This window comes from Kitasatospora sp. NPDC048365 (assembly GCF_043200835.1).
Lineage (GTDB): Bacteria > Actinomycetota > Actinomycetes > Streptomycetales > Streptomycetaceae > Kitasatospora > Kitasatospora terrestris.
Genome location: NZ_JBICYJ010000001.1, coordinates 313,809 through 339,455, shown reverse-complemented (window position 1 = coordinate 339,455; position 25,647 = coordinate 313,809). Strand labels below are relative to the sequence as shown.

Sequence of the window (25,647 nt, the reverse complement as noted above, 5' to 3'; positions counted from 1 at the left end):
GACGCCAGGTCCGGATTCGGTCACGATGGGAGAACGAACGCCGACGGCCCGGCCGCTCCGAGGAGCGGCCGGGCCGTCGAGGGGGTCTCAGCAGGTCACCACTGGGCCCACGGCACGGTCCAGCCGCTCAGGCCGTTGTCGCCGGAGACGGTCGCGCCCTTGGAGTTCTTGATCTGCACCACGTCGCCGATCATCGAGGAGGCGAAGAACTTGCCCGCGGTGGAGGCGTCGTCGCCGCCCTTGGCGTCCTGCATCGAGATGCAGCCGTGGCTGGCGTTGTACTTGCCGAAGGCGTTGCCCCAGTAGTTGCCGTGCACGTAGGTGCCGGTGGCGGTGAGCCGCATCGCGTGCGGGACGTCCGGGACGTCGTACTCCTCGCCCTTGATGTTGGAGACGGTGGCGGAGTTCATCCGGGTCACCTTCTCCTTGGCGGAGACGACCATGGTGCCGTTCCAGGACGGGTTCTGGTCGTCACCGGCGGTGATCGGGATCTGCTGGGTCGACCCGTCGCCCTTCTTCACCGTCATCATGTGGCTGCCCGCGTCGGCCACCGAGACCTGGTAGCGGCCGATGGTGAAGGGCTCGTCCTTGTCCACGTCGCCGTAGACGCCGGGCGAGATCTCGACGTTCTTCAGCCGGTACTTCACGGTCACCTTGGTGCCGGGCTTCCAGTACTCCTGCGGACGGAAGTCCAGGCGCTGGGTGCCGAACCAGTGGCCCTTGGCCACGGTGCCGTCGGCGGCGGTCACGGTGATGCCCTTGAGGACCGCGTCCTTGTTCTTCACCGACTTGCTGAAGTTCACCGAGACGATCATGCCGACGCCGTACGTGCCGTTGTCGGCGATGTTGTCGTTGGTCGCGACGGTCTTCGCCGGGGTGAGCGTGGTGAAGCTGGTGGTGGAGGCGGCGACCAGGCCGGCCGCGTCCTTCGCCTGGACGTTCACCTTGTACGTGGTGCCGACGGCGAGCGACTCGCTGGGCTTCCAGGTCAGGTTGTCCGCCGAGATGGCGCCGGCCACCGCCTTGCCGTTCTTGTCGGTCACCTCGACGCTGACCAGCGTGCCGGAGGCGACGCTGACCTGGACGCCGTCCTTGGGGGCCACGTCCTCGGCGCCGTCCTTGGGGGTGACGGTCAGCTGGGCGGCCGAGACCTTCGGGGCCGCCGGGCTGCTGGCCGCGCTCGCGGAACCTCCGCCGCCGCCGTCGGCCGAGCCGCCGCCCTTGGCACCTCCGCCGCCGCCGCAGGCCGCGGTCAGCAGCAGCGCGCCACCCACCAGTGCGGCCACACCCACGCGGGCCGCGCGGCCCCGTCCGGCGCCCGCAGTCGTACTCGTCGCGGCTTCGGCCGCCTGAACCGGCTTCACTCGGTCGTCTCCCCTCCCGGTATCCACAGCGAATACACGCGTGTGCGCCCGGGTTGGTTGCACCGGGGAATGGCAGGATAACGGGCCCGTTCGAGTGAATCTTGGGCGGGAGGCCGGTGCCGGTTCCGTGAACCCCGTGCGCAGGAGGTCAGCGCGCGCCCAGCGCGCTGCCCGCGACCCACTGGGCCCAGCCGAGGTTCCAGCCGTTCAGGCCGTTGTCCGGCGGCACCCGGTCGCCCGCCGGGCCGCGCACCTCGATCACGTCGCCGAGCAGGGTGTGTTCGAAGAACCAGCCGGCCGGGGAGTCCGCCGAGCCGCCCTTGACGTCCGCCAGCCCGATGCAGCCGTGGCTGGTGTTGGCGCTGCCGAAGACCTCGCGGGGCGCCCAGTAGTTGCCGTGCACGAAGGTGCCCGAGCCGGTCAGCCGCATCGCGTGCGGCACGTCCTTGATGTCGTACTCGTCACCCATCCCCACGGTCTGCGAGTTCATCCGGGTCACCGCGTACTTCTCCGAGACCACCATCGCGCCGAGGTAGGTGGGGTGCTCCGGGCTGCCGCCGCTGATCTTCAGGGTGCGCAGCAGCCTGCCGTCCTGCCGGACGGACAGGGTGCGGCTGTCCAGGTCGGCGACCGAGACCTGCGACCGGCCGACGGTGAAGTGCACGTCCTTCGCCTGGGTGCCGACGAAGCCGGGGGCGCCCTGCACGTCCTTGAGCCGCAGCGCCAGGGTGACCCGGGTGCCGGCCGCCCAGTACCGCTGGGGCCGGAAGTCCAGCCGCCGGTTGCCGAACCAGTGGCCGACCACCGGCACCGGCGGGTCGGCGGTGACGGTGATCGCCCGCTCCACCGCCGCGCGGTCGGTGATCGGGCGGGTGAAGCGCAGCGAGACCGGCATGCCGACGCCGACCGTGGAGCCGTCCTCGGGGGTGAAGAAGGCGGCGAAGGTGCGGTCCGGGGCGAGCGTGGTGAAGCCGGTGTGCTGGGCGGCCTTCAGGCCGGAGGCGTCCTCGGCGACCGCGTCCAGGGTGTACGCGGTGGCGAGCGCGAGCCGCCCGGTCGGAGCCCAGGCGGTGCCGTCCGGCCCGATCGTGCCGGGCACCTCGGCGCCCCGGTCGTCGGCGAGCCTCACCGACAGCAGCCGGCCCTGGGCGACGGTGACCCGGACCGCGCCCGCGAGAGCCACGTCCTGGCTGCCGTCGGCCGGCGTGGCGGCGAGCTGGGCCCGGGAGACCGCCGGGGTGGGCGCCGCCGGCCCGACCCGGTCGGCGGAGGCGGGCGCGGGCCGGGCGGCCGAGCAGCCGACCAGCAGCAGCCCGAGGACGGCCGCCGCCGACCGCCGTGCCCAGACCCGAACTCCGGGGCGCATCGCGGGCCTCCGCCTGTACTAGATCCACTCGATACCGGTCGGTCTAACGACCTGTACCGGCCGTGGACACGAGGGAACGTTTTCGCAGGCCTCCCGGTGGGCACGAGGCAGAATTGATCACGGTGCGTCACGCTACGGATCAATGGGTGACGAAGGCATCGGATCAGGGAACAACAGGGAGACGGGGACGGGCCCCCGTATGGCTGGGAGGGTTCCATGACCGCGTGGCGGGAGCTGGGGACGGACACCCCCTGGACGGGCACGCCCTGGCCGGGCAGCTGGCAGCCGCTGGGCGCCCGGTTCCGGACCGACCCGGAGGGCACCAGCGGCACCAACTTCGCGCTCTGGGCGCCGGGGGCGGAGGCGGTCGACCTCTGCCTGTTCGACGAGGAGGGCCGGGAGAGCCGGCACCGGCTCACCGAGCAGGACTTCCAGACCTGGCACGGGTACCTGCCCGGGGTCCTGCCCGGCACCCTGTACGGCTTCCGGGTGCACGGCCGCTGGGACCCGTGGACCGGCGCCCGGTGGAACCCGGCCAAGCTGCTGCTCGACCCGTACGCGCGGGCGATCGACGGGCAGTACACCGCGCACGACGCGACCTGCGCCGCCGTCCGCGGCTGGCCCGAGCGGGAGGTCGCCGACACGGTCCGCGACAACCGCGACTCGGCGTCGTACGTGCCCAAGGCGGTGGTGGTCCACGACGACGACGACTGGTACGACGACCAGCGGCCGAAGACCCCCTGGGCCGAGACCGTGCTGTACGAGGTGCACGTGCGCGGCTTCACCATGCGCCACCCCGGCGTGCCGCCGGAGCTGCGCGGCACCTACGCCGGGCTGGCGCACCCGGCGGCCGTCGAGCACCTGACCCGGCTCGGGGTGACCGCGGTGGAGCTGCTGCCGGTCCACCACCACGTCAGCGAGGACCACCTGCAGGCCCGCGGACTGACCAACTACTGGGGCTACAACACCCTGGGCTTCTTCGCCCCGCACGCCGGCTACGCGGCGGCCGGCAGCCGGGGGCAGCAGGTCGGCGAGTTCAAGCGGATGGTGCGGGCCCTGCACGCGGCCGGCATCGAGGTGATCCTCGACGTGGTCTACAACCACACCGCCGAGTCCGGGGTGATGGGCCCCTCGCTGTCCTTCCGGGGCGTCGACAACGGCGGCTACTACCGGCTGGACCGCTCCCGGCGCGGCTACGCGGACTACACCGGCTGCGGCAACACCCTGGACACCCGGCAGCCGCACGTGATCCGGCTGATCACCGACTCGCTGCGGTACTGGGTGGCCGAGATGGGCGTGGACGGCTTCCGCTTCGACCTGGCGGCCGCGCTCGCCCGGGGCAGCGACGGCGTGGAGATGCACCACCCGTTCCTGGCCGCGGTCTCCCAGGACCCGCTGCTCAGCCGGGTCAAGCTGATCGCCGAACCGTGGGACGTCGGCCCGGGCGGCTACCAGGTGGGCGGCTTCCCGCCGCTGTGGGCCGAGTGGAACGACAAGTACCGGGACACCGTCCGGGACTTCTGGCGCGGCGCCCGGCCGGACGTCCGGGAGCTCGGCTACCGGCTGTCCGGCTCCTCCGACCTCTACCAGCGCGGCGGGCGGCGGCCGTACGCCTCGGTCAACTTCGTCACCGCGCACGACGGCTTCACCCTGCGCGACCTGGTCTCGTACAACCGCAAGCACAACGAGGCCAACGGCGAGTCCAACCGGGACGGCACCGACGACAACCGCTCGTGGAACTGCGGCGCCGAGGGCGAGAGCGACGACCCCGCGGTGACCGGGCTGCGGGGGCGCCAGCTGCGCAACCTGATGGCCACCCTGCTGCTCTCCACCGGCGTCCCGATGATCACCGCCGGGGACGAGCTGGGCCGCACCCAGGGCGGCAACAACAACGCCTACTGCCAGGACGCCGAGCTGAGCTGGCTGGACTGGTCGCTGCTGGAGCAGCCGGAGTGGCGCTCGCTCTGCGAGCTGACCGGCCGGCTGGTGCGGCTGCGCCGCGAGCACCCGGTGCTGCGCCAGCGGGCCTTCTTCTCCGGCCGGACGGCCGGTCCGGGCGGGCCGCGCGACCTCGGCTGGTTCACCCCGGCCGGGCGGGAGATGACCGAGGCGGACTGGTTCGCGCCGACCCATGCGCTCGGCATGCTGCTCTCCGGCAGCGCCATGTCCGAGCGCGACCTGCGGGGCCGGGAGGTCTTCGACGACAGCTTCCTGCTGCTGCTCAACGCCGGGCACCAGCCGCTCGCCTTCACCCTGCCGGGCGAGCCCTGGGCGACCGGCTACCGGGTCCTGGTGGACACCGCCCTGCCGGACGAGCCGGACGGCGTCCACAAGGCGCTGGCCCGGGTCACCCTCGGCGCCCGCTCGCTCCAACTCCTGCGGGCCGTCGGCCCCTAGAGCCCCTCCTGTCGCTTCGCACCCGTCCGACCATGGCCGGTTCTCGACAACAGGTGCGAAAAACCTGGTGAGAAATGTCGGTGCGGCGGCCTACCCTCTCGGCGATGGCCGAGAACCAAGAGACCGCCGCCCCGCCCACCCCCGCGGACGGCGACGGACTCTCACCAGACCGAACAGCCGTGACGACCCCGCCGCGGCACTCCGTCGTACGCTCCCTGCTCCGCCTGTGGCCCTACGCCCGGGTCGCCCGCTGGCGGATCGCCGGCTCGGTGGCCGCCGCCGGGCTGGCCTCGCTGAGCGTGCTCGCCGTGCCGATCGTGCTGCGCTCGATCGTCGACGGCCCGATCGCCCACCGCGACCTGGCCGCGCTCTGGCCGCTCGCCGGGCTGCTGCTCGCGCTGGGCCTGGCCGAGGCGGCGCTGTTCTACACCCGACGGGTGATCCTGGCCCGGCCGATGGCCCGGGTCGAGACCGCGATGCGCGGCGACCTCTACGCCAAGCTGCAGCGGCTGCCGGTCTCCTTCCACGACCGCTGGCCCTCCGGCCAGCTGCTGTCCCGGGCCACCGCGGACATGTTCGTGATGCGGCTGTTCTTCGTCTTCCCGCTGGTCTTCCTGATCGTCAACTCGACGGTCTTCCTGACCGGCACCGCGCTGATGTTCGTGCTGGACTGGCGGCTCGCGCTGATCACCCTGCTGCCCGCGCTGCCGCTGATCGTCTACACCCGGCGCTTCGAGGGCAACTACCAGGTCACCTCGCGCCTCGCCCAGGACCAGAACGGCGACCTGACCACCGTGGTCGAGGAGTCGGTGCTCGGCATCCGGATCCTCAAGGCCTTCGGCCGGCACCGCACCATGGCCGAGGAGTTCCGCCGCCTCGGCCTGGAGCTGAAGCAGACCGAGCTGCGCCGGGCCGGTCTGCTCGGCAACCTGTGGGCGGTCATCGTCGGCCTGCCCGAGCTGGCCCTCGGCTGCGCACTCGCGGTCGGCGCCTGGCAGGTCGCCGACGGCTCGATGTCGGCCGGCACCCTGGTCGCCTTCCTCTCCACCGCGCTCGCCCTGCGCTGGCCGGTGGAGTCGCTCGGCTGGCTGCTCGGCTTCGCCGCCGAGGCCGCCAGCGCCTCCGACCGCTTCTTCGAGGTGATGGACGAGCCCGAGGCCTCCGCCGAGCCCAGCGGCCTGGTCCCCGCCCAGGAGAGCGGCATCCGCTTCACCGGCGTCCGCTTCCGCTACCCGGACGCGCCGGACGACACCCCCGACCTGCTCGACGGGATCGACCTGCACGTCCGCCCCGGCGAGACGATGGCCCTGGTCGGCACCACCGGCTGCGGCAAGACCACGCTCACCGCGCTGATCCCCCGGCTGTACGAGACCACCGGCGGCTCGATCACCCTGGACGGCACCGACATCCGCGACCTGTCCCGGGCCCGGCTGCGCGAGCTGGTCTCGGTCGCCTTCGAGGAGCCCACCCTGTTCTCCGCGAGCGTCCGGGAGAACGTCCTGATGGGCGCCCCCGACGCCGGACCCGACCGGCTCGCCGTCGCGCTGGACACCGCCCAGGCCGGCTTCGTGGAGAAGCTGCCCGAGGGCACCGACACCCAGGTCGGCGAGCAGGGCCTGAGCCTGTCCGGCGGCCAGCGTCAGCGCCTCGCGCTGGCCCGCGCCGTGGTCGGCGACCCGCGCTTCCTGGTCCTCGACGACCCGCTGTCCGCCCTCGACGTGCACACCGAGGCCCTGGTCGAGCGCGCGCTGCGCCAGGTGCTCGCCTCCACCACCGCCCTGGTGGTCGCCCACCGCCCGTCCACCGTGCTGCTGGCCGACCGGGTCGCCCTGCTGGAGGACGGCCGGATCGCCGCCGTCGGCACCCACCAGGAGCTGCTGCACAGCTCCCCGGCCTACCGGGCCCTGATGTCCGGCGAGGCCGCCCCCGAGCTCGAAGGGTCCCTGCCCCGATGACCACCACCGTCGCCCCCGCGGAACCGGCCGAGGAGCAACTCCCACCCTCCGAGGACCCCGCGCTGCCCCCCGCCGCCGAGGACGAGGACATCCCCGTCCCGCCCGGAGCCCCGCGCCGCCTGCTCGGCGAACTGCTCGGCCCGCACCGCCGCCGGATCACCGGCGCGGTGCTGCTGATCCTCGTCCAGCAGGCCGCCATGCAGGCCGGCCCGCTGCTGGTCGCGCTCGCCATGGACCGCGGCATCCCCGCGCTGCGCGACCACGACAGCGGCCCGCTGATCGCGGTCATCGCCGCGTACCTGGGCTGCGCGCTGGTCGCCACCGTGCTGCAGCGCGCCTTCATCCGGGTCAGCGCCCGGATCAACCAGGACATCCTGCTCGACCTGCGCAGCCGGATCTTCCGGCACGCCCAGCGGCTCAGCCTCGACTTCCACGAGCGCTACACCTCCGGCCGGATCATCTCCCGCGCCACCAGCGACGTGGACGCCCTGCGCGAGCTGCTCGCCGAGGGTCTGCAGGAACTGCTGATGGTCGGCCTGTCGGTCTGCTACATCACCGTGGTGCTGATCTGGATGGACTGGCGGCTCGGCCTCGCCGCGCTGATCTCCTTCCTGCCGATGTACCTGATCGTCCGCTCCTTCCGGCGCCGCTCCCAGCAGGTCTACCGGCGCTCCCGGACGGCGGTCGCCGCGCTCATCGTCCGCTTCACCGAGACCATGAACGGCATCCGCCCGGTCCAGGCCTTCCGCCGCGAGGCCGCCAACGAGAAGGCCTTCGCCGCCGTCAACCAGCAGTCCGCCGCCGCCACCGCCGACGGCCTGCTGGAGATGGCCCGCTACGTCGGCCTGTCCCGGGCCACCGCCAACGTCTGGATCACCGCCGTCGTGCTGTACGGCGCGTACCTGGTCACCGACGGCAGCCTGGAGCTCGGCGTGCTCACCGCCTTCGTGCTCTACCTGCGCCGCCTGTACGACCCGATCGACCAGCTGGCGATGTTCCTGAACAGCTACCAGTCCGCCGCCGCCGCGCTGGAGAAGATGGCCGGCCTGCTCGCCCACGAGCCGACCGTCGCCGAGACCACCGCGCCCGTCGAGCTGCCCGACGCCGCCGGGAAGGGCCGCGAGGTCGGCTTCCGCGGCGTCCGCTTCGCCTACCGGACCGGAAAGGAGGTGCTGCCCACCTTCGACCTGGTGCTGCCCGCCGGGCAGACCACCGCCGTGGTCGGCGCCACCGGCGCCGGCAAGTCCACCCTGGCCAAGCTGCTCGCCCGGTTCTACGACCCGACCGACGGCCGGGTCACCCTGGACGGCGTCGACCTGCGCGACCTGGCCACCCCGACCCTGCGCGCCAACGTGGTGATGGTCACCCAGGAGTCCTTCCTGTTCTCCGGGACGGTCGCCGAGAACATCGCCATCGGCCGGCCCGACGCCACCCGCGAGGAGGTCGAGGAGGCCGCCCGGGCGATCGGCGCGCACGAGTTCATCACCGCCCTGCCGAACGGCTACGACACCGACGTCCGCAAGCGCGGCGGCCGGATCTCCGCCGGCCAGCGCCAGCTGGTCGCCTTCGCCCGGGCACTGCTCGCCGACCCGGCCGTGCTGATCCTGGACGAGGCCACCTCGTCGCTGGACGTGCCCGGCGAGCAGGCGGTGCAACGCGCGATGCGCACCGTCCTGGCCGGCCGCACCTCGGTGATCATCGCCCACCGGCTCTCCACCGTGGAGATCGCCGACCGTGTCCTGGTGATGGACCAGGGCCGGGTGGTCGAGGACGGCACCCCCGCCGACCTCACCGCCGGCGAGGGCCGCTTCGCCACCCTCCACCAGACCTGGCGCGACAGCCTGGTGTAAAGCAACAGCAGGGCGCTAGCCAAGGGGGTCGGCCAGGCCCGGGCCTTCCGCCAGCAGGCGGTCGACCGCCGCCAGCGCCGTTGCCAGGCGCTCCTCGCGGGTGCCGGTGACCTCGATCCAGGAGACCGGCTGGGCGGCGAGCACCTCGCGGAAGCGGCCGTTCATCCAGGCCCGCAGGTGCTCGCCGTCGCGCAGGCCGTCGTCCTCGAAGGCGACCCCCGCCTCCGAGGTGAGCAGGTACAGCGCCCGCGCGGGCATCGCCGCGGCCAGCTCCCGCACCTCGGGGGTGGCCGCGCCGACGTACCGCTCCTGCCAGACGGTGGTGGCCAGCGCGTCGGTGTCGCAGACCAGCACCGGCCCTCCGGCGCGGGCGGCCCTCTCCTCCGCCTCGGTCTGCCGCCGGGCCACCAGGGCGAAGTCCGGGTCGCCCCAGTCCAGGTCGAAGACGGTCGGCGCGGGTCCGCCGGCCGGGGCGAGGGCGCGGGCGACGGCGAGCTTGGCCACGGTCAGTTCCCGTCCGTACTCGGGCACCCAGCCGGTCGGGCCGTGCGGACCGCCGCGGGCGCGCAGCGCCTCGGCGAGGTCGCGGGAGAGCGTGGTCGTCCCGGTGGACTCGGCGCCCAGCACCACCACCCGGCGGGCGAGCCAGGCGCGGACGGGCGGCTCCAGGTCGGCCCAGTGCGCGACCGGGTCGGCCCGCACCTTCGTCCCGGAGACCGGGAAGGTGTCCCGGGGCCGGTCGAGCACCACCGGCGCGGCGCCGAAGCGGCGGGCCAGCTCGACCCCGTACGGCTCGGAGCTGAACACCGCGTCCACCGGCGGCCCCTCCACCGACCTGACCGCGTCCCGCATCAGGGCGACGTGTCCGGCCCAGATCTCCTCGCTGTCGTAGTCGACCTCCAGGTTGTCCACGGTGCCGACCACCCGTACCCGGGGTTCGGCGGCCCAGGCCTCGCGGATCCACGCCACCCGCGCGGCCAGCGGTATCGACTCGACGTCGGCGGCCATCACCACCACGGTGACCCGCTCGCAGGCGTCGGCGGCGCTGCGGATCAGGAAGTGGTGTCCGGCGTGCGGCGGGTAGAACTTGCCGATCACCAGCCCGTGCCCGAAGCGGCTCATGCGCCCGCCACCGCCATCCGGCCGAGGTCGGTCCGTTCGCGCTGCCAGGCCCGCAGGCCGGCCAGGCACATCGCGAGGAACAGTACGTAGACCGCGCCGGTCAGGTAGAGGCCCTTGGCGAGGTAGAGCGGGATGTAGACCAGGTCGGCGGCGATCCAGAACCACCAGGTCTCGATCCGCTTGGTGTTCAGCAGCCACTGGGCGGCGAGCGAGAGCGCGGTGGTGAGCGCGTCCCAGAACGGCGCGCTGTCGCCGGCGCGGGCCAGCACCAGGGTCAGGCCCGCGGTCACCGGGACCAGCAGCGCGGCCGTCAGCGCGACGGTGCGCGGGCCGGCGGTGCGGATCTCCCGCCGGCCGTGCCGTTCGCCGCCGCGCAGCCACTGCCACCAGCCGTGCACGCCGAGCGCCAGGAAGACGATCTGCAGCGTGGCGTCGGCGTACAGCTTGGCGTCGGTGAAGAGCACCAGGAAGAACAGGCAGTTGGCGATGCCGACCGGGAAGTTCCAGACGCTCGCCCGGACGGTCAGTGCGACGCACGCCGCGCCGGTGGCGAAGCCCAGCAGTTCGGTCCAGTCGAGCGACATGACCCCTCCTTGATTAACGTCAGGGTGACGATAAGGGAAATGCGGGAGCCTGCCAAGTGCCGGGACGGCTAGGGTGCGCTGCGTGGACGATCGGAACGAACCGGGGACCCCGGACACCCGCGGCCCCGCCCGCTACCTCTGGTGGCTGACCCGCAGCCAGAAGGGGCGGGTGGCGGCCGGCGGCATCCTCGGCACCACGTGGATGCTGATGCTCACCCTGCAGCCGTACCTGCTCTCCCGCGCGATCGACGAGGGCCTGCGCGCCGACCGGCCGGGCCGGGTGGTCGGCTGGGCGGCGGTGATCCTGGTCTGCGGGGTGGTCAACGCCTGGATCAGCATGCTGCGCCACCGCACCATGACCCGGATCCGGATGGACGCCACCTTCCGCACCGTCCGGGTGGTGATCCGTCAGTCGGTGCGGCTGGGCGCCGCGCTGCCCCGGCTGGTCACCTCCGGCGAGGTGGTCACCATCGGCATCGGCGACGTCGGCCAGATCGCCCGCACCCTGACCTTCGTCGGTCCGGGCGTCGGCTCGGTCGTCGCCCTGGCCGCCGTGGCCTGGCTGCTGCTGGCCATCTCCCCGCTGCTGGCCACCGTCGTACTGCTGGGCGTCCCGCTGATGGTGGTCCTGGTCGGGCCGCTGCTCGGCCGGCTGCGCGGAGCGGAGTCCAGCTACCGCGAACGCCAGGGCCTGCTGGCCGCCCGCTTCGAGGACATGGTCGGCGGGCTGCGGGTGCTGAGCGGCCTCGGCGGCAAGGAGACCTACGCCGCGCGCTACCGGCGCGACTCCCAGGGGCTGCTCACCGACGGCTACCGGGTCGGCGCGGTCACCAGCTGGCTGCAGTCCTTCGGCGTCGGCCTGCCCACCCTGTTCCTCGCCGCCGTCACCTGGCTGGCCGCCCGGATGGCCGCGAGCGGCGAGATCACCGTCGGCGAACTGGTCGCCGTCTACGGCTACGTCGCGGTGCTGGTCGTCCCGGTGCAGTTCCTGATCGAGAGCGGACAGGACATCAGCCGCGGCCTGGTCGCCGCCGGCCGGGTGGTCCGCTTCCTCGGGCTCGACCCCGGCACCACCCCCGACGGCCGCCCGGCGCCCGAGTCGCCCGCCGTCCTGCGCGACCCCGAGTCCGGCCTGGAGCTCGCCCCCGGCGGACTCACCGTGCTCGCCTGCGCCCGCCCCGAGGACAGCGCCGCCGTGGTCGACCGGCTCGCCCGCTTCGCCCCGTCCGCCGCCGAGTGGGGCGGCCACCGCCTCGACACCGTCGCGCTGCCCGCCGTCCGGGACCGGATCCTGGTCGCCGACAACGAGGCCGCGGTCTTCGCCGGCACCCTGCGCGAGGTGCTCTCCGGCCGCCGCCGGCCCACCGACGAGGCCCTGCTCGCCGCGCTGGACGCGGCCGCCGCCCTCGACGTGCTGCGCGGCCTGCCCGACGGCCTGGACTCCCGGATCGACGCGGAGGGCCGCAACCTCTCGGGCGGTCAGCGCCAGCGCCTGCGGCTGGCCCGCGCGCTCGCCGCCGAGCCCGACGTCCTGCTCGCCGTCGAACCGACCTCCGCCGTCGACGCCCACACCGAGGCCGCGATGGCCGCCGGTCTGCGCGCCGCCCGCACCGGCCGGACCACCCTGCTCACCGGTGTCTCCCCGCTGCTGCTCGACCGCGCCGACACCGTCGCCCACCTGGTCGACGGCAAGGTCGTCGCCACCGGCCGCCACCGGGACCTGCTCCGCGACCACCCCGGCTACCGGGCCCTGGTCTCCCGCGACGACGCCGAACCCGCGGGCGCCGCGGCCGACCTGCCCGCGACCGACCTGCCCGCGACCGACCTGCCCGCGCCGCGGACCGCCGAGGAGACCGTCCGATGACCGACCTGCCCGTCGCCGGACCCGCCGCCGTTCGCCGCGCCACCCTCGCCCTGATCCGGCGCGACCTGCGCGGCTTCACCTGGCTCCTCGCCCTCAACGCGCTCGCCGCCCTCGCCGGGCTGGTCGGCCCCTGGCTGCTCGGCCGGATCATCGACCGGGTCACCGCCGGGGCCGGCGCCGCCGCCGTCGACCGGCTCGCCCTCGCCATCCTGGCCGCCGCCCTCGCCCAGCTGCTGCTGGGCCGCCAGGCCCGGTACGCCGCCCACCGCTTCGGCGAGCGCACCTCCGCCCGGATCCGCGAGCAGTTCGTCGACCGCGCCCTCGCCCTGCCCCCCGCCACCGTCGAACGCGCCGGCACCGGCGACCTCACCACCCGCGGCACCACCGACGTCGCCGCCGTCGGCACCGCGCTGCGCGACGCCGCCCCCGACGTCTTCATCGCCCTGGTCCAGGTCCTGCTGATCGTCGGCGCCCTGCTCACCGTCCAGCCGGTGCTCGGCGCCTGCGGCGCCGTCGGGATGGCCGGCATCTGGCTCGGCGCCCGCTGGTACCTGCGCCGCGCCCGCACCGCCTACCTCGCCGAGGGCGCCGCCACCTCCACCCTCGCCGAGGCCATCGCCGCCACCGCCTCCGGCGCCCGCACCGTCGAGGCGCTCGGCCTCCAGGCGCGCCGCACCGCCACCGGTGAGGACGCCGTCGAGGACTGCCGCCGCACCCGGGAGCGCACCCTCTTCCTGCGGAACGTCTTCTTCCCGATCGTCAGCGTCTCGTACACCGTCCCGGTGGTCGTGGTGCTGCTCGCCGGCGCCTTCCTGCACACCCACGGCATGGTCACCCTCGGCGCCGCCGTCGCCGCCGCGCTGTACGTCCGCCAGCTGGAGAACCCGCTCGACACCGTCGTGGTCTGGATCGAGCAGCTCCAGTCCAGCGGCGCCTCCTACGCCCGGGTCGAGGGGCTCGCCGACCTTCCGGCCGAGTCCCCCGCCGACGGCGGCGAACCGGCCGACGACCGGATCGAGGTCAGCGCCGTCCGGTACGCGTACGAGGGCCACGACGACGTGCTGCACGGCGTCGACCTGACCGTCCGTCCCGGTGAGCGCCTCGCCGTCGTCGGACCGTCCGGCTCCGGCAAGACCACCCTCGCCCGGCTGCTCGCCGGCATGGACCGCCCCCGCGACGGCGCCGTCACCGTCGGCGGCACGCCCGTCGCCGACCTCGGCCCCGAACGCCTCCGCCGCCAGGTCGTCCTGGTCACCCAGGAGCACCACGTCTTCCTCGGCACCCTCCGCGACAACCTGCGGATCGCCGCACCGGACGCCGACGACGCCACCCTGACCGCCGCGCTCGACGCCGTCGGCTGGCAGCCGGATCTCCCCGACGGCCTCGACACCGAACTCGGCGCCGGCGGCCACCACCTCGACGGTGCCCACGCCCAGCAGCTCGCCCTGGCCCGGGTCGTGCTCGCCGACCCGCACACGCTGATCCTCGACGAGGCCACCGCGCTGCTCGACCCGCGCACCGCGCGCGCCACCGAACGCGCCCTGGCCGCCGTCCTGGACGGCCGCACCGTGATCGCCGTCGCGCACCGGCTGCACACCGCGCACGACGCCGACCGCGTCGCGGTCATGCAGTCCGGCCGGCTCACCGAGCTCGGCACCCACGACGAACTGCTCGCCGCGGAGGGTCCGTACGCGGACCTCTGGCACACCTGGAAGCAGTGAAGGGCCGGGGAGCGCACCGCCCCGGAGGCGGTGCGCTCCCCGTCGCCGCGCGTCAGCGCAGCATGCCGCTGTCCATCCCCGCCGTCTCCGCCGGGAGGGCGACCAGGCCGAGCTCCGCCGGGGAGGCGAGCAGCGGGTGGTCGGGCAGCACCCGGACGGTGTAGCCGAACGGGCCGGTCCGGGCCAGCTCCAGCAGGCCCTCGTACTTGATCCGCCCGTCCAGGTCGGGCCCGCCGGCCGGCTTCAGCGCGAGCACCGCCGCGTCCGAGATGCCGTCCGCCTCGTCGACCCGTCCGGAGACGACCTGGACCTCGACGTCCTCCGGCTGCAGGGTGCCGAGCGCGACCTGGACCCGCAGCGCGAGTGCCGTCCCGACCTCCTGCGCCTCGCCGGGCCCGTCCGCCTCGACGTGCTCGACCCGCACCGCGGGCCACCCGTCCCGGACCCGGGCCTTCCACTCGGCGAGCGTCCGCGCGCCCTCGTAGTCCGCCGCGGCCAGCTCGCGCTCGGCGTCCGCCGCCGGGGCGTACAGCCGCTCGACGTACTCGCGGACCATCCGGCCGGCCAGCACCTTGGGCCCGAGGGTGACCAGGGTGTGGCGGACCATGGAGATCCACCGGTGCGGCAGCCCGTCCGCGCCGCGGTCGTAGAACCGGGCGGCGACCTGGTGCTCGATCAGGTCGTACAGGGCGGCGGCCTCGATGTCGTCCCGCCGCACGGCCTCGGGGCTGTCGGGGTCGAGCCGGCTCTCGTCGCCGTCGGCGGTGGGGATGGCCCAGCCGTTCTGGCCGTCGTACCACTCGTCCCACCAGCCGTCGAGGATGGAGAGGTTGAGGCAGCCGTTGAGGGCGGCCTTCATCCCCGACGTCCCGCAGGCCTCCAGCGGTCGCAGCGGGTTGTTCAGCCAGACGTCGCAGCCGGGGTAGAGGGCCTTGGCCATCGCCATGTCGTAGTCCGGCAGGAAGACGATCCGGTGCCGCACCGCGGGGTCGTCGGCGAACGCGACCAGCTTCTGGATCAGCCGCTTGCCGCCGTCGTCGGCCGGGTGGGCCTTGCCGGCGACCACGATCTGCACCGGTGAGGTGGGGTGCAGCAGCAGCGCCTTCAGCCGCGCGGGGTCGCGCAGCATCAGGGTCAGCCGCTTGTACGAGGGCACCCGCCGGGCGAAGCCGATGGTGAGCACGTCCGGGTCGAGCACCGAGCCGACCCAGCCGAGCTCGGCCTCGCCGGCGCCGCGCTGCTGCCAGGAGGCCTTCAGCCGGAGCCGGGCCTCGTCGACCAGCTGGGCGCGCAGCGCACGCCGCAGCTCCCAGATCTCCGGGTTGCCGATCTTCTCCAGCTCGTTCCAGCGCTTGGCCTCGCCGACGGTGATGGCGTCCTCGGCCCGCTCGTGCCCGAGCACGGTCGCGCCGACCCGCACCACGGCGGGGTCGATCCAGGTCGGCGCGTGGACGCCGTTGGTGACGGAGGTGATCGGCACCTCCTCCGGGTCGAAGCCCGGCCACAGGCCGCTGAACATCTCGCGGCTGACCGAGCCGTGCAGGGTGGAGACGCCGTTGGCGCGCTGGGCGAGCCGCAGGCCCATCGCGGCCATGTTGAACAGCTTGGGGTCGCCGCCCTGCCAGCTCTCGGCACCGAGGGCGAGCACCTGGTCGACCGGCACGCCCTGGAGCGCCGCGTCCCCGCCGAAGTGGCGGGCGACCAGGTCCCGGTCGAAGCGGTCGATGCCGGCCGGGACGGGGGTGTGGGTGGTGAACAGCGTGCCGGCCCGGACGGCCTCCAGGGCGGCGGCGAAGCCCAGCCCGTCCTGCGCGGTGACCAGCTCGCTGATCCGCTCCAGACCGAGGAACCCGGCGTGGCCCTCGTTGGTGTGGAACACCTCCGGCTCGGGGTGCGCGGTCAGCCGGCAGTAGGTGCGGACGGCGCGCACGCCGCCGATGCCCAGCAGTATTTCCTGCAGCAGCCGGTGCTCGCTGCCGCCGCCGTAGAGCCGGTCGGTGACGTTGCGCTCGGCCGCGCTGTTGGCCTCGATGTCGGAGTCCAGCAGCAGCAGCGGCACCCGGCCGACCTGGGCGCGCCAGATCTGGGCGGCGAGCTGCCGGCCGCCGGGCAGTGCGAGGTCGACCCGGCAGGGGGTGCCGTCCGGCTCGCGGAGCAGGGTGACGGCCAGCTCGTCGGGGTCGAGCAGCGGGTAGCGCTCCTGCTGCCAGCCGTCCCGGGAGAGCGACTGCCGGAAGTAGCCGTGCCGGTAGAAGAGACCGACGCCGATCAGCGGGACGCCGAGGTCGGAGGCGGACTTGAGGTGGTCGCCGGCCAGGATGCCGAGGCCGCCGGAGTACTGCGGGAGCGCGGCGGCGATGCCGTACTCGGGCGAGAAGTAGGCGATGGCGGCGGGCAGCTCGCCGGCCGCGTCGCCGCTCCGGGTCGACTGGTACCAGCGGGGCCCGGACAGGTAGTCGCGCAGCTCGTCGGCGAGGTCGCCGAGGCGGCGCAGGAAGCGCCGGTCGGTGGCCAGGGCGGCCAGCCGGGCCGCCGGGACCTCGCCGAGCAACCGGACCGGGTCCTCCCCGACCGCGGCCCACACCTCGGGGTCGACGGAGCGGAAGAGCTCCCTCGTCTCCGGGTGCCAGGACCAGCGGAGGTTCAGCGCCAGCTCGTGCAGCGGCTGCAGTTCTTCGGGCAGGACGGTGCGGACGGTGAATCTGCGGATGGCCTTCACGGCGTGAAGCGTAACCGCCGGAATGCGCCTGAGTGGGCGTCAGTTGCCGTAGTGCACACCCGTTCGGCGCATTGGTGAGATCGTTTCAGGCGCGCTGGGGCGAACAGGGGCGCATTGGGGGCGCGCACCTGGCAACAGGTGCGCCCTGGGCGCATGAACACTTCGAGACGGTGGCATTTCCGGTGTCTGATTCACCTCTGGCCACCGTCCGAAATGAGACGCTTACCCGTACGCAGGTCTTGCCGGTGGTGCAAGGATGCACAAAGGTCGTTGGTGCCGCGGGGAGTGCGAACCGGAAGGCGCCCCTCGCTGCCCGGCGCCCGAAGCATGCCTCGTTGACGAACCCTCATCCCCCTTAGCCCATTCGGCTCCAGCTGGTGCGCTCCCGCGTGTCCTCCACCCCGACCCGATCGTTTTCGGGTGGGTTGGGTCACTCCGGGGCGCATCCTGAGTGGCGCGCGCCGGTCGTCGGGCAGGTGGTCAGGGCCGTCGGCGCGGGCACGCTCCGGTCGCGCGTCCTTCCTCACCCAGCAGTACTCCGGTACTCCCCCGGCACGCGGTCGGTGGGAGCTGCCGCCGATCTCGGGCAGGAGCTTGGCATGCACGGCGACACGCGGGACCAGTCCACCACCTTGCCGACGGACGGGACCGACACACCGTCAACTGCCGTGGAGCCACCGCTCCCGGCCCCGCGCAAGGCCGCCGCACCCCGCAAAGCCACCACCCCGCGCAAGGCCGCCGCACCGCGCCGGACGGCGGCGGCGGGCACCGCCGGCGCCACCGGCTCGCCCGAGGCCGGCAAGTCCGCACCCCGCAAGGCCACCCCCCGCAAGAGCACCACCCGCAAGACGACAGAGAGCGACACCGTGATCGGCCGCATCCCCGTCCTGGACGTCACCCCCCTCGTCGACGCCGGACGCCGTCCGGCCAAGGCCGTGGTCGGCGAACGCTTCCTGGTCTCCGCCACCGTCTTCCGCGAGGGCCACGACGCGGTCAACGCGAACGTGGTCCTGCGCGACCCGCGCGGCCGCAGCGGCCCCTGGACCCCGATGCGGGAGCTGTCCGAGGGCAGCGACCGCTGGGGCGCGTACGTCACGCCGACCGCCGCGGGCCGCTGGTCGTACCTGGTGGAGGCGTGGAGCGACCCGGTCGCCACCTGGCGCAAGACGGCCGCGGTGAAGCTGCCGGCCGGCATCGACACCGCGCTGGTGCTGGAGGAGGGCGCGGCCCTGCTGGAGCGCGCCGCGGGCGGGGTGCCGAAGAAGGAGGGCCGCCACCACGTGCTGGCCGCGGTGGACGCGCTGCGCGACCCGGGCCTGCCGCCGCTCAGCCGGTACGCGGCCGCGCTGGCCCCCGAGGTGCTGACGCTGCTGGCCCGCTACCCGCTGCGCGAGCTGGTCTCCGCCACCCGCCCGCTGCCGCTCCAGGTGGACCGCCAGCGCGCGCTGTACGGCGCCTGGTACGAGTTCTTCCCGCGCTCCGAGGGCGCGGTGGTGGACCCGTCCGGCACGTCCGCCCCGGTCTCCGGGACGCTGCGCACCGCCGCCGAGCGGCTGCCCGCGGTCGCCGCGATGGGCTTCGACGTGGTCTACCTGCCGCCGATCCACCCGATCGGCCGGGCCTACCGCAAGGGCCCCAACAACTCCCTGACCGCCGGCCCGCACGACGTCGGCTCGCCGTGGGCGATCGGCTCCCCCGAGGGCGGCCACGACGCCGTCCACCCCGACCTCGGCACCATCGAGGACTTCGACCACTTCGTCGCCGAGGCCACCGCGCTCAACCTGGAGGTGGCGCTCGACTTCGCCCTCCAGTGCTCGCCGGACCACCCGTGGGTCAACAAGCACCCCGAGTGGTTCACCCACCGCCCCGACGGCACCATCGCCTACGCCGAGAACCCGCCGAAGAAGTACCAGGACATCTACCCGATCAACTTCGACCAGGACTTCGACGGCCTGGTCAAGGAGACCGTCCGGGTCCTGCGGCACTGGATGGCGCACGGCGTGCGGATCTTCCGCGTGGACAACCCGCACACCAAGCCGGTCAGCTTCTGGGAGCGGGTGCTCTCCGACATCGCCCGCACCGACCCCGACGTGGTCTTCCTCGCCGAGGCCTTCACCCGGCCGGCGATGATGCACACCCTGGGGAAGATCGGCTTCCACCAGTCCTACACGTACTTCACCTGGCGCAACGACAAGGCCGAGCTCACCGAGTACCTGACCGAGCTCACCGGCGAGGCCGCCGCCTACATGCGGCCGAACTTCTTCCCCACCACCCCGGACATCCTGCACGAGTACCTGCAGACCGGCGGCCGGGCGGCGTTCGCCGTCCGCGCGGTGCTCGCGGCCACGCTCTCCCCGAGCTACGGCATCTACGCGGGCTACGAGCTGTGCGAGAACGAGCCCGCGCACCCCGGCTCGGAGGAGTTCCTGGACTCCGAGAAGTACGAGCTGCGCCCGCGCGACTGGACCGCGCGGGACACCCTCGCCCCGCTGCTCACCGCCCTGAACCGACTGCGCCGCCGGCACCCCGCGCTCCAGCAGCTGCGGAGCCTGCGCTTCCACCCCACGGACAGCGAGCACGTCCTCGCCTTCTCGAAGAGCGCGCTCACCGAGGAGGGTCACGAGGACACCGTGATCACCGTGGTCAACCTGGACCCGCACCACGTCCGGGAGGCCACCGTCACGCTCGACGGGTTCGAGGGTCCGCTGACGGTGCACGACGAGCTCACCGGCGCCACCTACACCTGGGGCCGGCACAACTACGTCCGGCTCGACCCATCCGCCGAGCCGGCTCACCTCCTCACGGTTCGGAGGAACCCTCAGTGACAGTCAACGAGCCCGTCCCGGACACCTTCGCCGACACGCCCAGCCGAGACCGGGACCCGGAGTGGTTCAAACGCGCGGTCTTCTACGAGGTGCTGGTGCGGTCCTTCCAGGACAGCAACGGCGACGGGATCGGTGACCTCAGGGGGCTCACCTCGAAGCTGGACTACCTGCAGTGGCTGGGCGTGGACTGCCTCTGGCTCCCCCCGTTCATGGCCTCGCCGCTGCGGGACGGCGGCTACGACGTGGCGGACTACAAGTCGGTGCTGCCGGAGTTCGGCGACCTGGCGGACTTCGTGGAGTTCGTCGACGCGGCCCACGCCCGGGGCATGCGGGTGATCATCGACTTCGTGGTCAACCACACCAGTGACCAGCACCCGTGGTTCCAGTCCTCGCGGACGGATCCGGACGGGCCGTACGGCGACTTCTACATGTGGGCGGACGACGACAAGCAGTACCCGGACGCGCGCATCATCTTCGTCGACACCGAGACCTCCAACTGGACGTACGACCCGGTCCGCAAGCAGTACTACTGGCACCGGTTCTTCTCGCACCAGCCGGACCTCAACTACGACAACCCGCTGGTCCAGGAGGAGGTGATCGCGGCCCTGCGGTTCTGGCTGGACCTCGGCATCGACGGCTTCCGGCTGGACGCGGTGCCGTACCTCTACGCCCGCGAGGGGACGAACTGCGAGAACCTGCCGGAGACGCACGAGTTCCTCCGGCGGCTGCGCAAGGAGATCGACGCCAACTACCCGGACACCGTGCTGCTGGCGGAGGCCAACCAGTGGCCGGAGGACGTGGTCGACTACTTCGGCGACTTCGCCTCGGGCGGCGACGAGTGCCACATGGCGTTCCACTTCCCGGTGATGCCGCGGATCTTCATGGCGGTCCGGCGGGAGTCGCGCTACCCGGTCTCGGAGATCCTGGCCAAGACCCCGGCGATCCCCTCCGGCTGCCAGTGGGGCATCTTCCTGCGCAACCACGACGAGCTGACCCTGGAGATGGTCACCGACGAGGAGCGCGACTACATGTACGCGGAGTACGCGAAGGACCCGCGGATGCGGGCCAACGTGGGCATCCGCCGCCGGCTCGCACCTCTGCTGGAGAACGACCGCAACCAGACCGAGCTGTTCACCGCCCTGCTGCTCTCGCTGCCCGGTTCGCCGGTGCTGTACTACGGCGACGAGATCGGCATGGGCGACAACATCTGGCTGGGCGACCGGGACGGCGTCCGCACCCCGATGCAGTGGACGCCCGACCGCAACGCGGGTTTCTCCTCCGCCGACCCGGGCAGGCTCAGTCTGCCGCCCATCATGGATCCGGTGTACGGCTATCAGGTGACCAACGTCGAAGCGCAGCAGAGCAGTTCGAGCTCGCTGCTGCACTGGACGCGTCGCATGATCGAGATCCGCAAGCTCAATCCGGCGTTCGGCCTCGGCAGCTACACCGAGCTGCCCTCCAGCAACCCCGCGGTGCTGGCCTTCGTGCGCGAGTACGAGGGCGACCTGGTCATGTGCGTGAACAACTTCTCGCGGTTCGCGCAGCCGACCGAACTGGACCTGCGGCAGTACGGGGGGCGGTACCCGGTCGAGCTGATCGGCGGCGTCCGCTTCCCCTCCATCGGCGAGTGGCCGTACCTGCTCACGCTGGCCGGCCACGGCTTCTACTGGTTCCAGCTGCGCAAGAACGGCAAGTGAACACGGACCGGTAGGTCTACGAAGTAACGATCCGTCAGCAACGTCCGCCAGGCCCTGTCCGGGCACCCACCTCCGGGGGCGCGCAAGGGGGCGCGTGAGCCGCAACTCCGCACCCCCGGAGGTCTCTGCACCACCGCGTACGCAGAACAGCCCAACGGCCACCCACACGAAGGCGTGACACCCGAGCCGCGCTCGCGTGCCGTCGCCGTCCGCGCCGCCGAAATCCGGAAGACTGACGGGCCCGGCCACGACCGTCGGGCACTGGGCCCGCTTCCGGGGAAAGGGAGTCATGTCCGAAACCTCCCGTTCTCAAGCCCACGTGCACCGTGAGCCGTCCGAGGGGGCCCCCGCGGCCGTCGGGACGCGCCCGGGCACCGGGGTCCGGAGAACCGCCGCGGGGGTCAGCGAGCTCGTCCAGGCAGCCCTGCCGCTGATCTCCGCCTGGCTCCCCACCCAGCGCTGGTACGCCGGCAAGGGACGGGCGATCAGCGGGCTGACCCCCGTGGTCGGCACGCCGCTCCAGGTCGGTGACCCGGCCCTGCTGCACCTGCTGCTGCGGGTCGAACACGGCGGCGGCGCGGCCGCCTCGGGCGACGTCTACCAGCTGCTCCTCGGGATCCGTTCGCAGCCGCCCACCGGGATCGGCCCGGGCGCGGTGCTCGGCCGGCTGGACGGCGGCACCTACGACGGTGCGACGCTCTACGACGCGGTGCACGACCCCGAGCTGACCGGCCGGCTGCTGGAGCACCTGGCCACCGGCGACCGCTTCGGCTCGCTCTCCTTCCGGCGCACCCCCGGCTCCGGCCTGCCCAGCAACATCCCCGGCCGGGCCTCCACCGCCGAGCAGTCGAACTCCTCGGTCATCTACGACACCTCCCTCATCCTCAAGCTCTTCCGCCGGATCAGCCCCGGCACCAACCCGGACCTGGAGCTCTCGCTCGCCCTCTCCCGGGCCGGCTCGACCCGCATCCCCCGGGTCGCCGCCTGGTTCGAGTGCCGGCTGGAGCGCTCCGAACCGGCCACTCTCGGCCTGCTCCAGCGCTACCTCCCGGACGCCGAGGACGGCTGGGAGCTGGCCCTGGACCAGGTGGCCCGGCTCAAGGGCGACCCCTCCCCCGGCAACTTCGCGATCGAGGCGCACCGGCTCGGCCGGGCCACCGCCGAGGTGCACCGGGTGCTGGCCCGCACCATGCCCACCGCCCGCCTGGACCGCGCCGCGATCGGCCGCCTGGTCGAGGCGATGGAGGACCGGCTGGACTCCGCGGTCGGCGCCGTGCCCGGCCTGCTGCGCTACCGCTCGGCGCTGCGCAACGCCTTCCAGCAGCTCACCGCCGACCACCTGGAGGGCCTGCAGGTCCAGCGGATCCACGGCGACCTGCACCTCGGTCAGGCCATGCGGACCCCGCAGGGCTGGGTGCTGCTCGACTTCGAGGGCGAGCCCGCCAAGCCGCTCGCCGAGCGCAGGCTGCCGCAGCCCGCGCTGCGCGACGTCGCCGCGATGCTGCGCTCCTTCGACTACGCGGCCGCCCACCTGCTGGCCGGCACCCCCGGCCCGGATCCGGAGCTCGCCCACCTGGCCTCCGCCTGGGCGGCCCGCAACCGGGCCGCGTACTGCGCCGGCTACACGGCGGGCGGCGGCACCGACCCGGCCGCCACGCCGGAACTGATGCGCGCCCTGGAGATCGACAAGGCGGTGTACGAGGTCGTCTACGAGGCCCGGCACCGGCCCAGCTGGCTCCCCATCCCGCTGGCCGCCATCAACCGCCTGGCCCTGACTGTCTGACGAACCCTCGACACACCCCCCTCCCGGAGGACCCGCCGTGACACCGCTCGGCCCCAAGCGCGACCGCTCGACCCCCGTGCCCGCCACCTTCCTGAACGACGGTGCCGGGCAACCGGCGCCCGTACGGGCGGCCCGGCGGCGGGAGCCCGCGGCGCCGCGGCGGGCCGAGGCGGTGCCGGGCGCGGTCCTCCGCCTTCCCGAGGCGCCGCTGCCGCCCGGCGAGGTCGACCGCCTCGTCTCCGGCGGCCACCACGACCCGCACGCCCTGCTCGGCGCCCACCTCACCACGGAGGGCACCGCGATCCGGGTGCTGCGGCCGTTCGCCGAGCGGATCGTGATCGAGACCGAGCAGGGCCCGGCCGAGCTGACCCACCAGCACGGCGGCCTGTTCACCGGCCTGCTGGCCGGGCGGGAGTTCCCGGCGTACCAGCTGCGGGTCCACTACCCCGGGGCCGAGCCGATCCTCCAGGAGGACGGCTACCGGATCGCCCCCACCCTGGGCGAGCTGGACCTCCACCTGATCGCCGAGGGCCGCCACGAGCAGCTCTGGCGGGCGCTGGGATCGCACGTCCGGACGGTCGAGGGGATCACCGGCGTCTCCTTCGCCGTCTGGGCGCCCAACGCGGCCGGCGTCCGGCTGATCGGCGACTTCAACCACTGGGACGGCACCGGGCACCCGATGCGCTCGCTCGGCTCCTCCGGCATCTGGGAGCTGTTCGTCCCCGGCCTGGCCGCCGGCGCCGTCTACAAGTACGAGGTCCACACCCGCCAGGGCTGGGTCCTGAAGAAGGCCGACCCGCTGGCCCGCGCCACCCAGGTCCCGCCGGAGACCGCCTCGGTGGTGGCGACGTCGGACTACACCTGGGGCGACGACTCCTGGATGGCCGAGCGGGCCCGCACCGTGCACCACCGCGCGCCGATGTCGGTCTACGAGCTGCACCTGGCCTCCTGGCGGCCGGACCTCACCAGCTACCGCGAGATCGCCGAGGTGCTGCCCGGCTACCTGGCCGGACTGGGCTTCACCCACGTGGAGTTCATGCCGGTGATGGAGCACCCCTTCGGCGGCTCCTGGGGCTACCAGGTCTCCGGCTTCTACGCCCCCACCTCCCGGCTGGGGTCGCCGGACGACTTCAAGCACCTGGTGGACACCCTGCACCGGCACGGCATCGGCGTGATCGTCGACTGGGTGCCCGCGCACTTCCCGAAGGACGACTTCGCGCTGGCCCGCTTCGACGGCGAGCCGCTCTACGAGCCGGCCGACCCGCTGCGCGCCGAGCACCCCGACTGGGGGACGCTGGAGTTCGACTACGGCCGCACCGAGGTGCGCAACTTCCTGGTCGCCAACGCGGTGTACTGGTGCGAGGAGTTCCACGTCGACGGCCTGCGGGTGGACGCGGTGGCGTCCATGCTCTACCTCGACTACTCCCGCGAGGGCGGCGCCTGGACGCCCAACCAGTACGGCGGCCGGGAGAACCTGGACGCCGCCTCCTTCCTGCAGGAGATGAACGCCACCGTCTACCGGCGCTGCCCGGGCGTGGTGACCATCGCCGAGGAGTCCACCGCCTGGGAGGGCGTCACCCGCCCCACCGACACCGGCGGCCTGGGCTTCGGCCTGAAGTGGAACATGGGCTGGATGCACGACTCGCTGGTCTACATGTCCAAGGAGCCGGTGCACCGCAAGTTCCACCACAACGACATCACCTTCTCCATGGTGTACGCCTACTCGGAGAACTACGTGCTGCCGATCTCGCACGACGAGGTGGTGCACGGCAAGGGCGCGCTGGTCTCCAAGATGCCCGGCGACTGGTGGCAGCAGCGGGCCAACCACCGCGCCTACCTCGGCTTCATGTGGTCCCACCCCGGCAAGCAGCTGCTCTTCATGGGGCAGGAGTTCGCGCAGGGTGCCGAGTGGGACCACGAGCACGGCCCGCAGTGGTGGCTACTGGAGGAGGGGTGGCCGGCCGCCGCCGACCACCGCGGCGTGCGCGAACTGGTCGGCGACCTCAACCGGGTCTACCGGAGCACCCCGGCCCTGTACGAGCAGGACACCGTCCCGGCCGGCTTCCGCTGGCTGGACGGCGGCGCGGCGGAGGACAACGTGCTCTCCTTCGTCCGGTACGCCGCCGACGGCACCCCGCTGGTCGCGGTCTGCAACTTCTCCCCCGTCGTCCGGCACAACTTCCGGATCGGCCTGCCCCAGCTCGACGGCGCCGAGCAGCTGTGGGAGGAGGCGCTCAACACCGACGCCGAGGCCTACGGCGGCAGCGGCCTCGGCAACTCCCACCCCGTCAAGGCCGAGGCCACGCCGTGGAACGGCCAGCCCCGGTCCACCGAGCTGCTCCTCCCGCCGCTCGCCACCCTCTGGCTGCGCCCCGCCGGACAGGACTGACCGCCCGGGGG

At 73.3% G+C, this 25,647-nt stretch carries 14 protein-coding genes; 9 read left to right on the top strand and 5 right to left on the bottom strand.

The window, feature by feature from the left end:
* Nucleotides 1–95: 95 nt before the first annotated feature.
* Both ACGFX4_RS01495 and ACGFX4_RS01490 read right to left on the bottom strand, forming a co-directional pair.
* Entirely contained in the window at nucleotides 96–1,364 is a 1,269-nt protein-coding gene (locus tag ACGFX4_RS01495; RefSeq protein ID WP_393069234.1) for an Ig-like domain-containing protein, read from the bottom strand.
* Nucleotides 1,365–1,512: 148 nt separating this feature from the next.
* A complete protein-coding gene (locus tag ACGFX4_RS01490) occupies nucleotides 1,513–2,730 on the bottom strand; it encodes an Ig-like domain-containing protein (RefSeq protein WP_393069232.1) in 1,218 nt (405 codons plus the stop codon).
* Nucleotides 2,731–2,946: 216 nt separating this feature from the next.
* On the opposite strand from ACGFX4_RS01490, the gene glgX reads away from it, so the two are divergent.
* The 3 genes from glgX (at nucleotide 2,947) to ACGFX4_RS01475 (ending at nucleotide 8,932) form a co-directional block, all read left to right on the top strand.
* A complete protein-coding gene (gene glgX / locus ACGFX4_RS01485) occupies nucleotides 2,947–5,127 on the top strand; it encodes a glycogen debranching protein GlgX (protein WP_393069231.1) in 2,181 nt (726 codons plus the stop codon).
* Nucleotides 5,128–5,231: 104 nt separating this feature from the next.
* Nucleotides 5,232–7,082: an ABC transporter ATP-binding protein gene (locus tag ACGFX4_RS01480; protein WP_393069230.1), complete on the top strand. Its 1,851-nt coding sequence runs from the start codon at nucleotides 5,232–5,234 to the stop codon at nucleotides 7,080–7,082.
* Nucleotides 7,079–8,932, top strand: coding sequence for an ABC transporter ATP-binding protein (locus tag ACGFX4_RS01475; protein ID WP_393069228.1), 1,854 nt, complete (start codon nucleotides 7,079–7,081; stop codon nucleotides 8,930–8,932). The genes ACGFX4_RS01480 and ACGFX4_RS01475 overlap by 4 nt, the downstream gene beginning before the upstream one ends.
* A gap of 15 nt (nucleotides 8,933–8,947) precedes the next feature.
* On the opposite strand, the gene ACGFX4_RS01470 is transcribed toward ACGFX4_RS01475, so the two are convergent.
* Together ACGFX4_RS01470 and pnuC are read right to left on the bottom strand one after the other, a co-directional pair.
* Nucleotides 8,948–10,054, bottom strand: a complete 1,107-nt coding sequence (locus tag ACGFX4_RS01470; RefSeq protein WP_393069226.1) for an AAA family ATPase — start codon at nucleotides 10,052–10,054, stop codon at nucleotides 8,948–8,950.
* Nucleotides 10,051–10,638 (bottom strand): nicotinamide riboside transporter PnuC, encoded by a 588-nt coding sequence (gene pnuC, locus ACGFX4_RS01465; RefSeq protein WP_393069225.1) that lies wholly within the window; start codon nucleotides 10,636–10,638, stop codon nucleotides 10,051–10,053. Before pnuC ends, ACGFX4_RS01470 begins: the two co-directional genes overlap by 4 nt.
* Before the next feature lie 202 nt (nucleotides 10,639–10,840).
* Here pnuC and ACGFX4_RS01460 point away from each other — a divergent pair, with 202 nt between their 5' ends.
* Nucleotides 10,841–12,502, top strand: coding sequence for an ABC transporter transmembrane domain-containing protein (locus ACGFX4_RS01460; protein ID WP_393069337.1), 1,662 nt, complete (start codon nucleotides 10,841–10,843; stop codon nucleotides 12,500–12,502).
* On the top strand, nucleotides 12,499–14,223 hold the full coding sequence (locus ACGFX4_RS01455) for an ABC transporter ATP-binding protein (protein ID WP_393069223.1): 1,725 nt from the start codon (nucleotides 12,499–12,501) through the stop codon (nucleotides 14,221–14,223). Before ACGFX4_RS01460 ends, ACGFX4_RS01455 begins: the two co-directional genes overlap by 4 nt.
* A gap of 52 nt (nucleotides 14,224–14,275) precedes the next feature.
* Here the strand turns inward: ACGFX4_RS01455 and glgP are convergent, their stop codons facing one another.
* Nucleotides 14,276–16,942 (bottom strand): alpha-glucan family phosphorylase, encoded by a 2,667-nt coding sequence (gene glgP / locus ACGFX4_RS01450; protein ID WP_393069221.1) that lies wholly within the window; start codon nucleotides 16,940–16,942, stop codon nucleotides 14,276–14,278.
* A gap of 866 nt (nucleotides 16,943–17,808) precedes the next feature.
* On the opposite strand from glgP, the gene ACGFX4_RS01445 reads away from it, so the two are divergent.
* From ACGFX4_RS01445 to glgB, 4 genes are all read left to right on the top strand, one after another.
* Entirely contained in the window at nucleotides 17,809–19,767 is a 1,959-nt protein-coding gene (locus tag ACGFX4_RS01445; protein WP_393069336.1) for an alpha-1,4-glucan--maltose-1-phosphate maltosyltransferase, read from the top strand.
* The gene (gene treS / locus ACGFX4_RS01440) at nucleotides 19,764–21,464 is read left to right on the top strand and encodes a maltose alpha-D-glucosyltransferase (protein ID WP_345699028.1); all 1,701 of its coding nucleotides are present in this window, start codon (nucleotides 19,764–19,766) and stop codon (nucleotides 21,462–21,464) included. Before ACGFX4_RS01445 ends, treS begins: the two co-directional genes overlap by 4 nt.
* 289 nt (nucleotides 21,465–21,753) lie before the next feature.
* Complete coding sequence (locus tag ACGFX4_RS01435; RefSeq protein WP_393069219.1) at nucleotides 21,754–23,247, top strand: maltokinase; 1,494 nt, start codon at nucleotides 21,754–21,756, stop codon at nucleotides 23,245–23,247.
* Between the two features lie 37 nt (nucleotides 23,248–23,284).
* Complete coding sequence (gene glgB / locus ACGFX4_RS01430) at nucleotides 23,285–25,636, top strand: 1,4-alpha-glucan branching protein GlgB (RefSeq protein WP_393069218.1); 2,352 nt, start codon at nucleotides 23,285–23,287, stop codon at nucleotides 25,634–25,636.
* Nucleotides 25,637–25,647 lie beyond the last annotated feature (11 nt).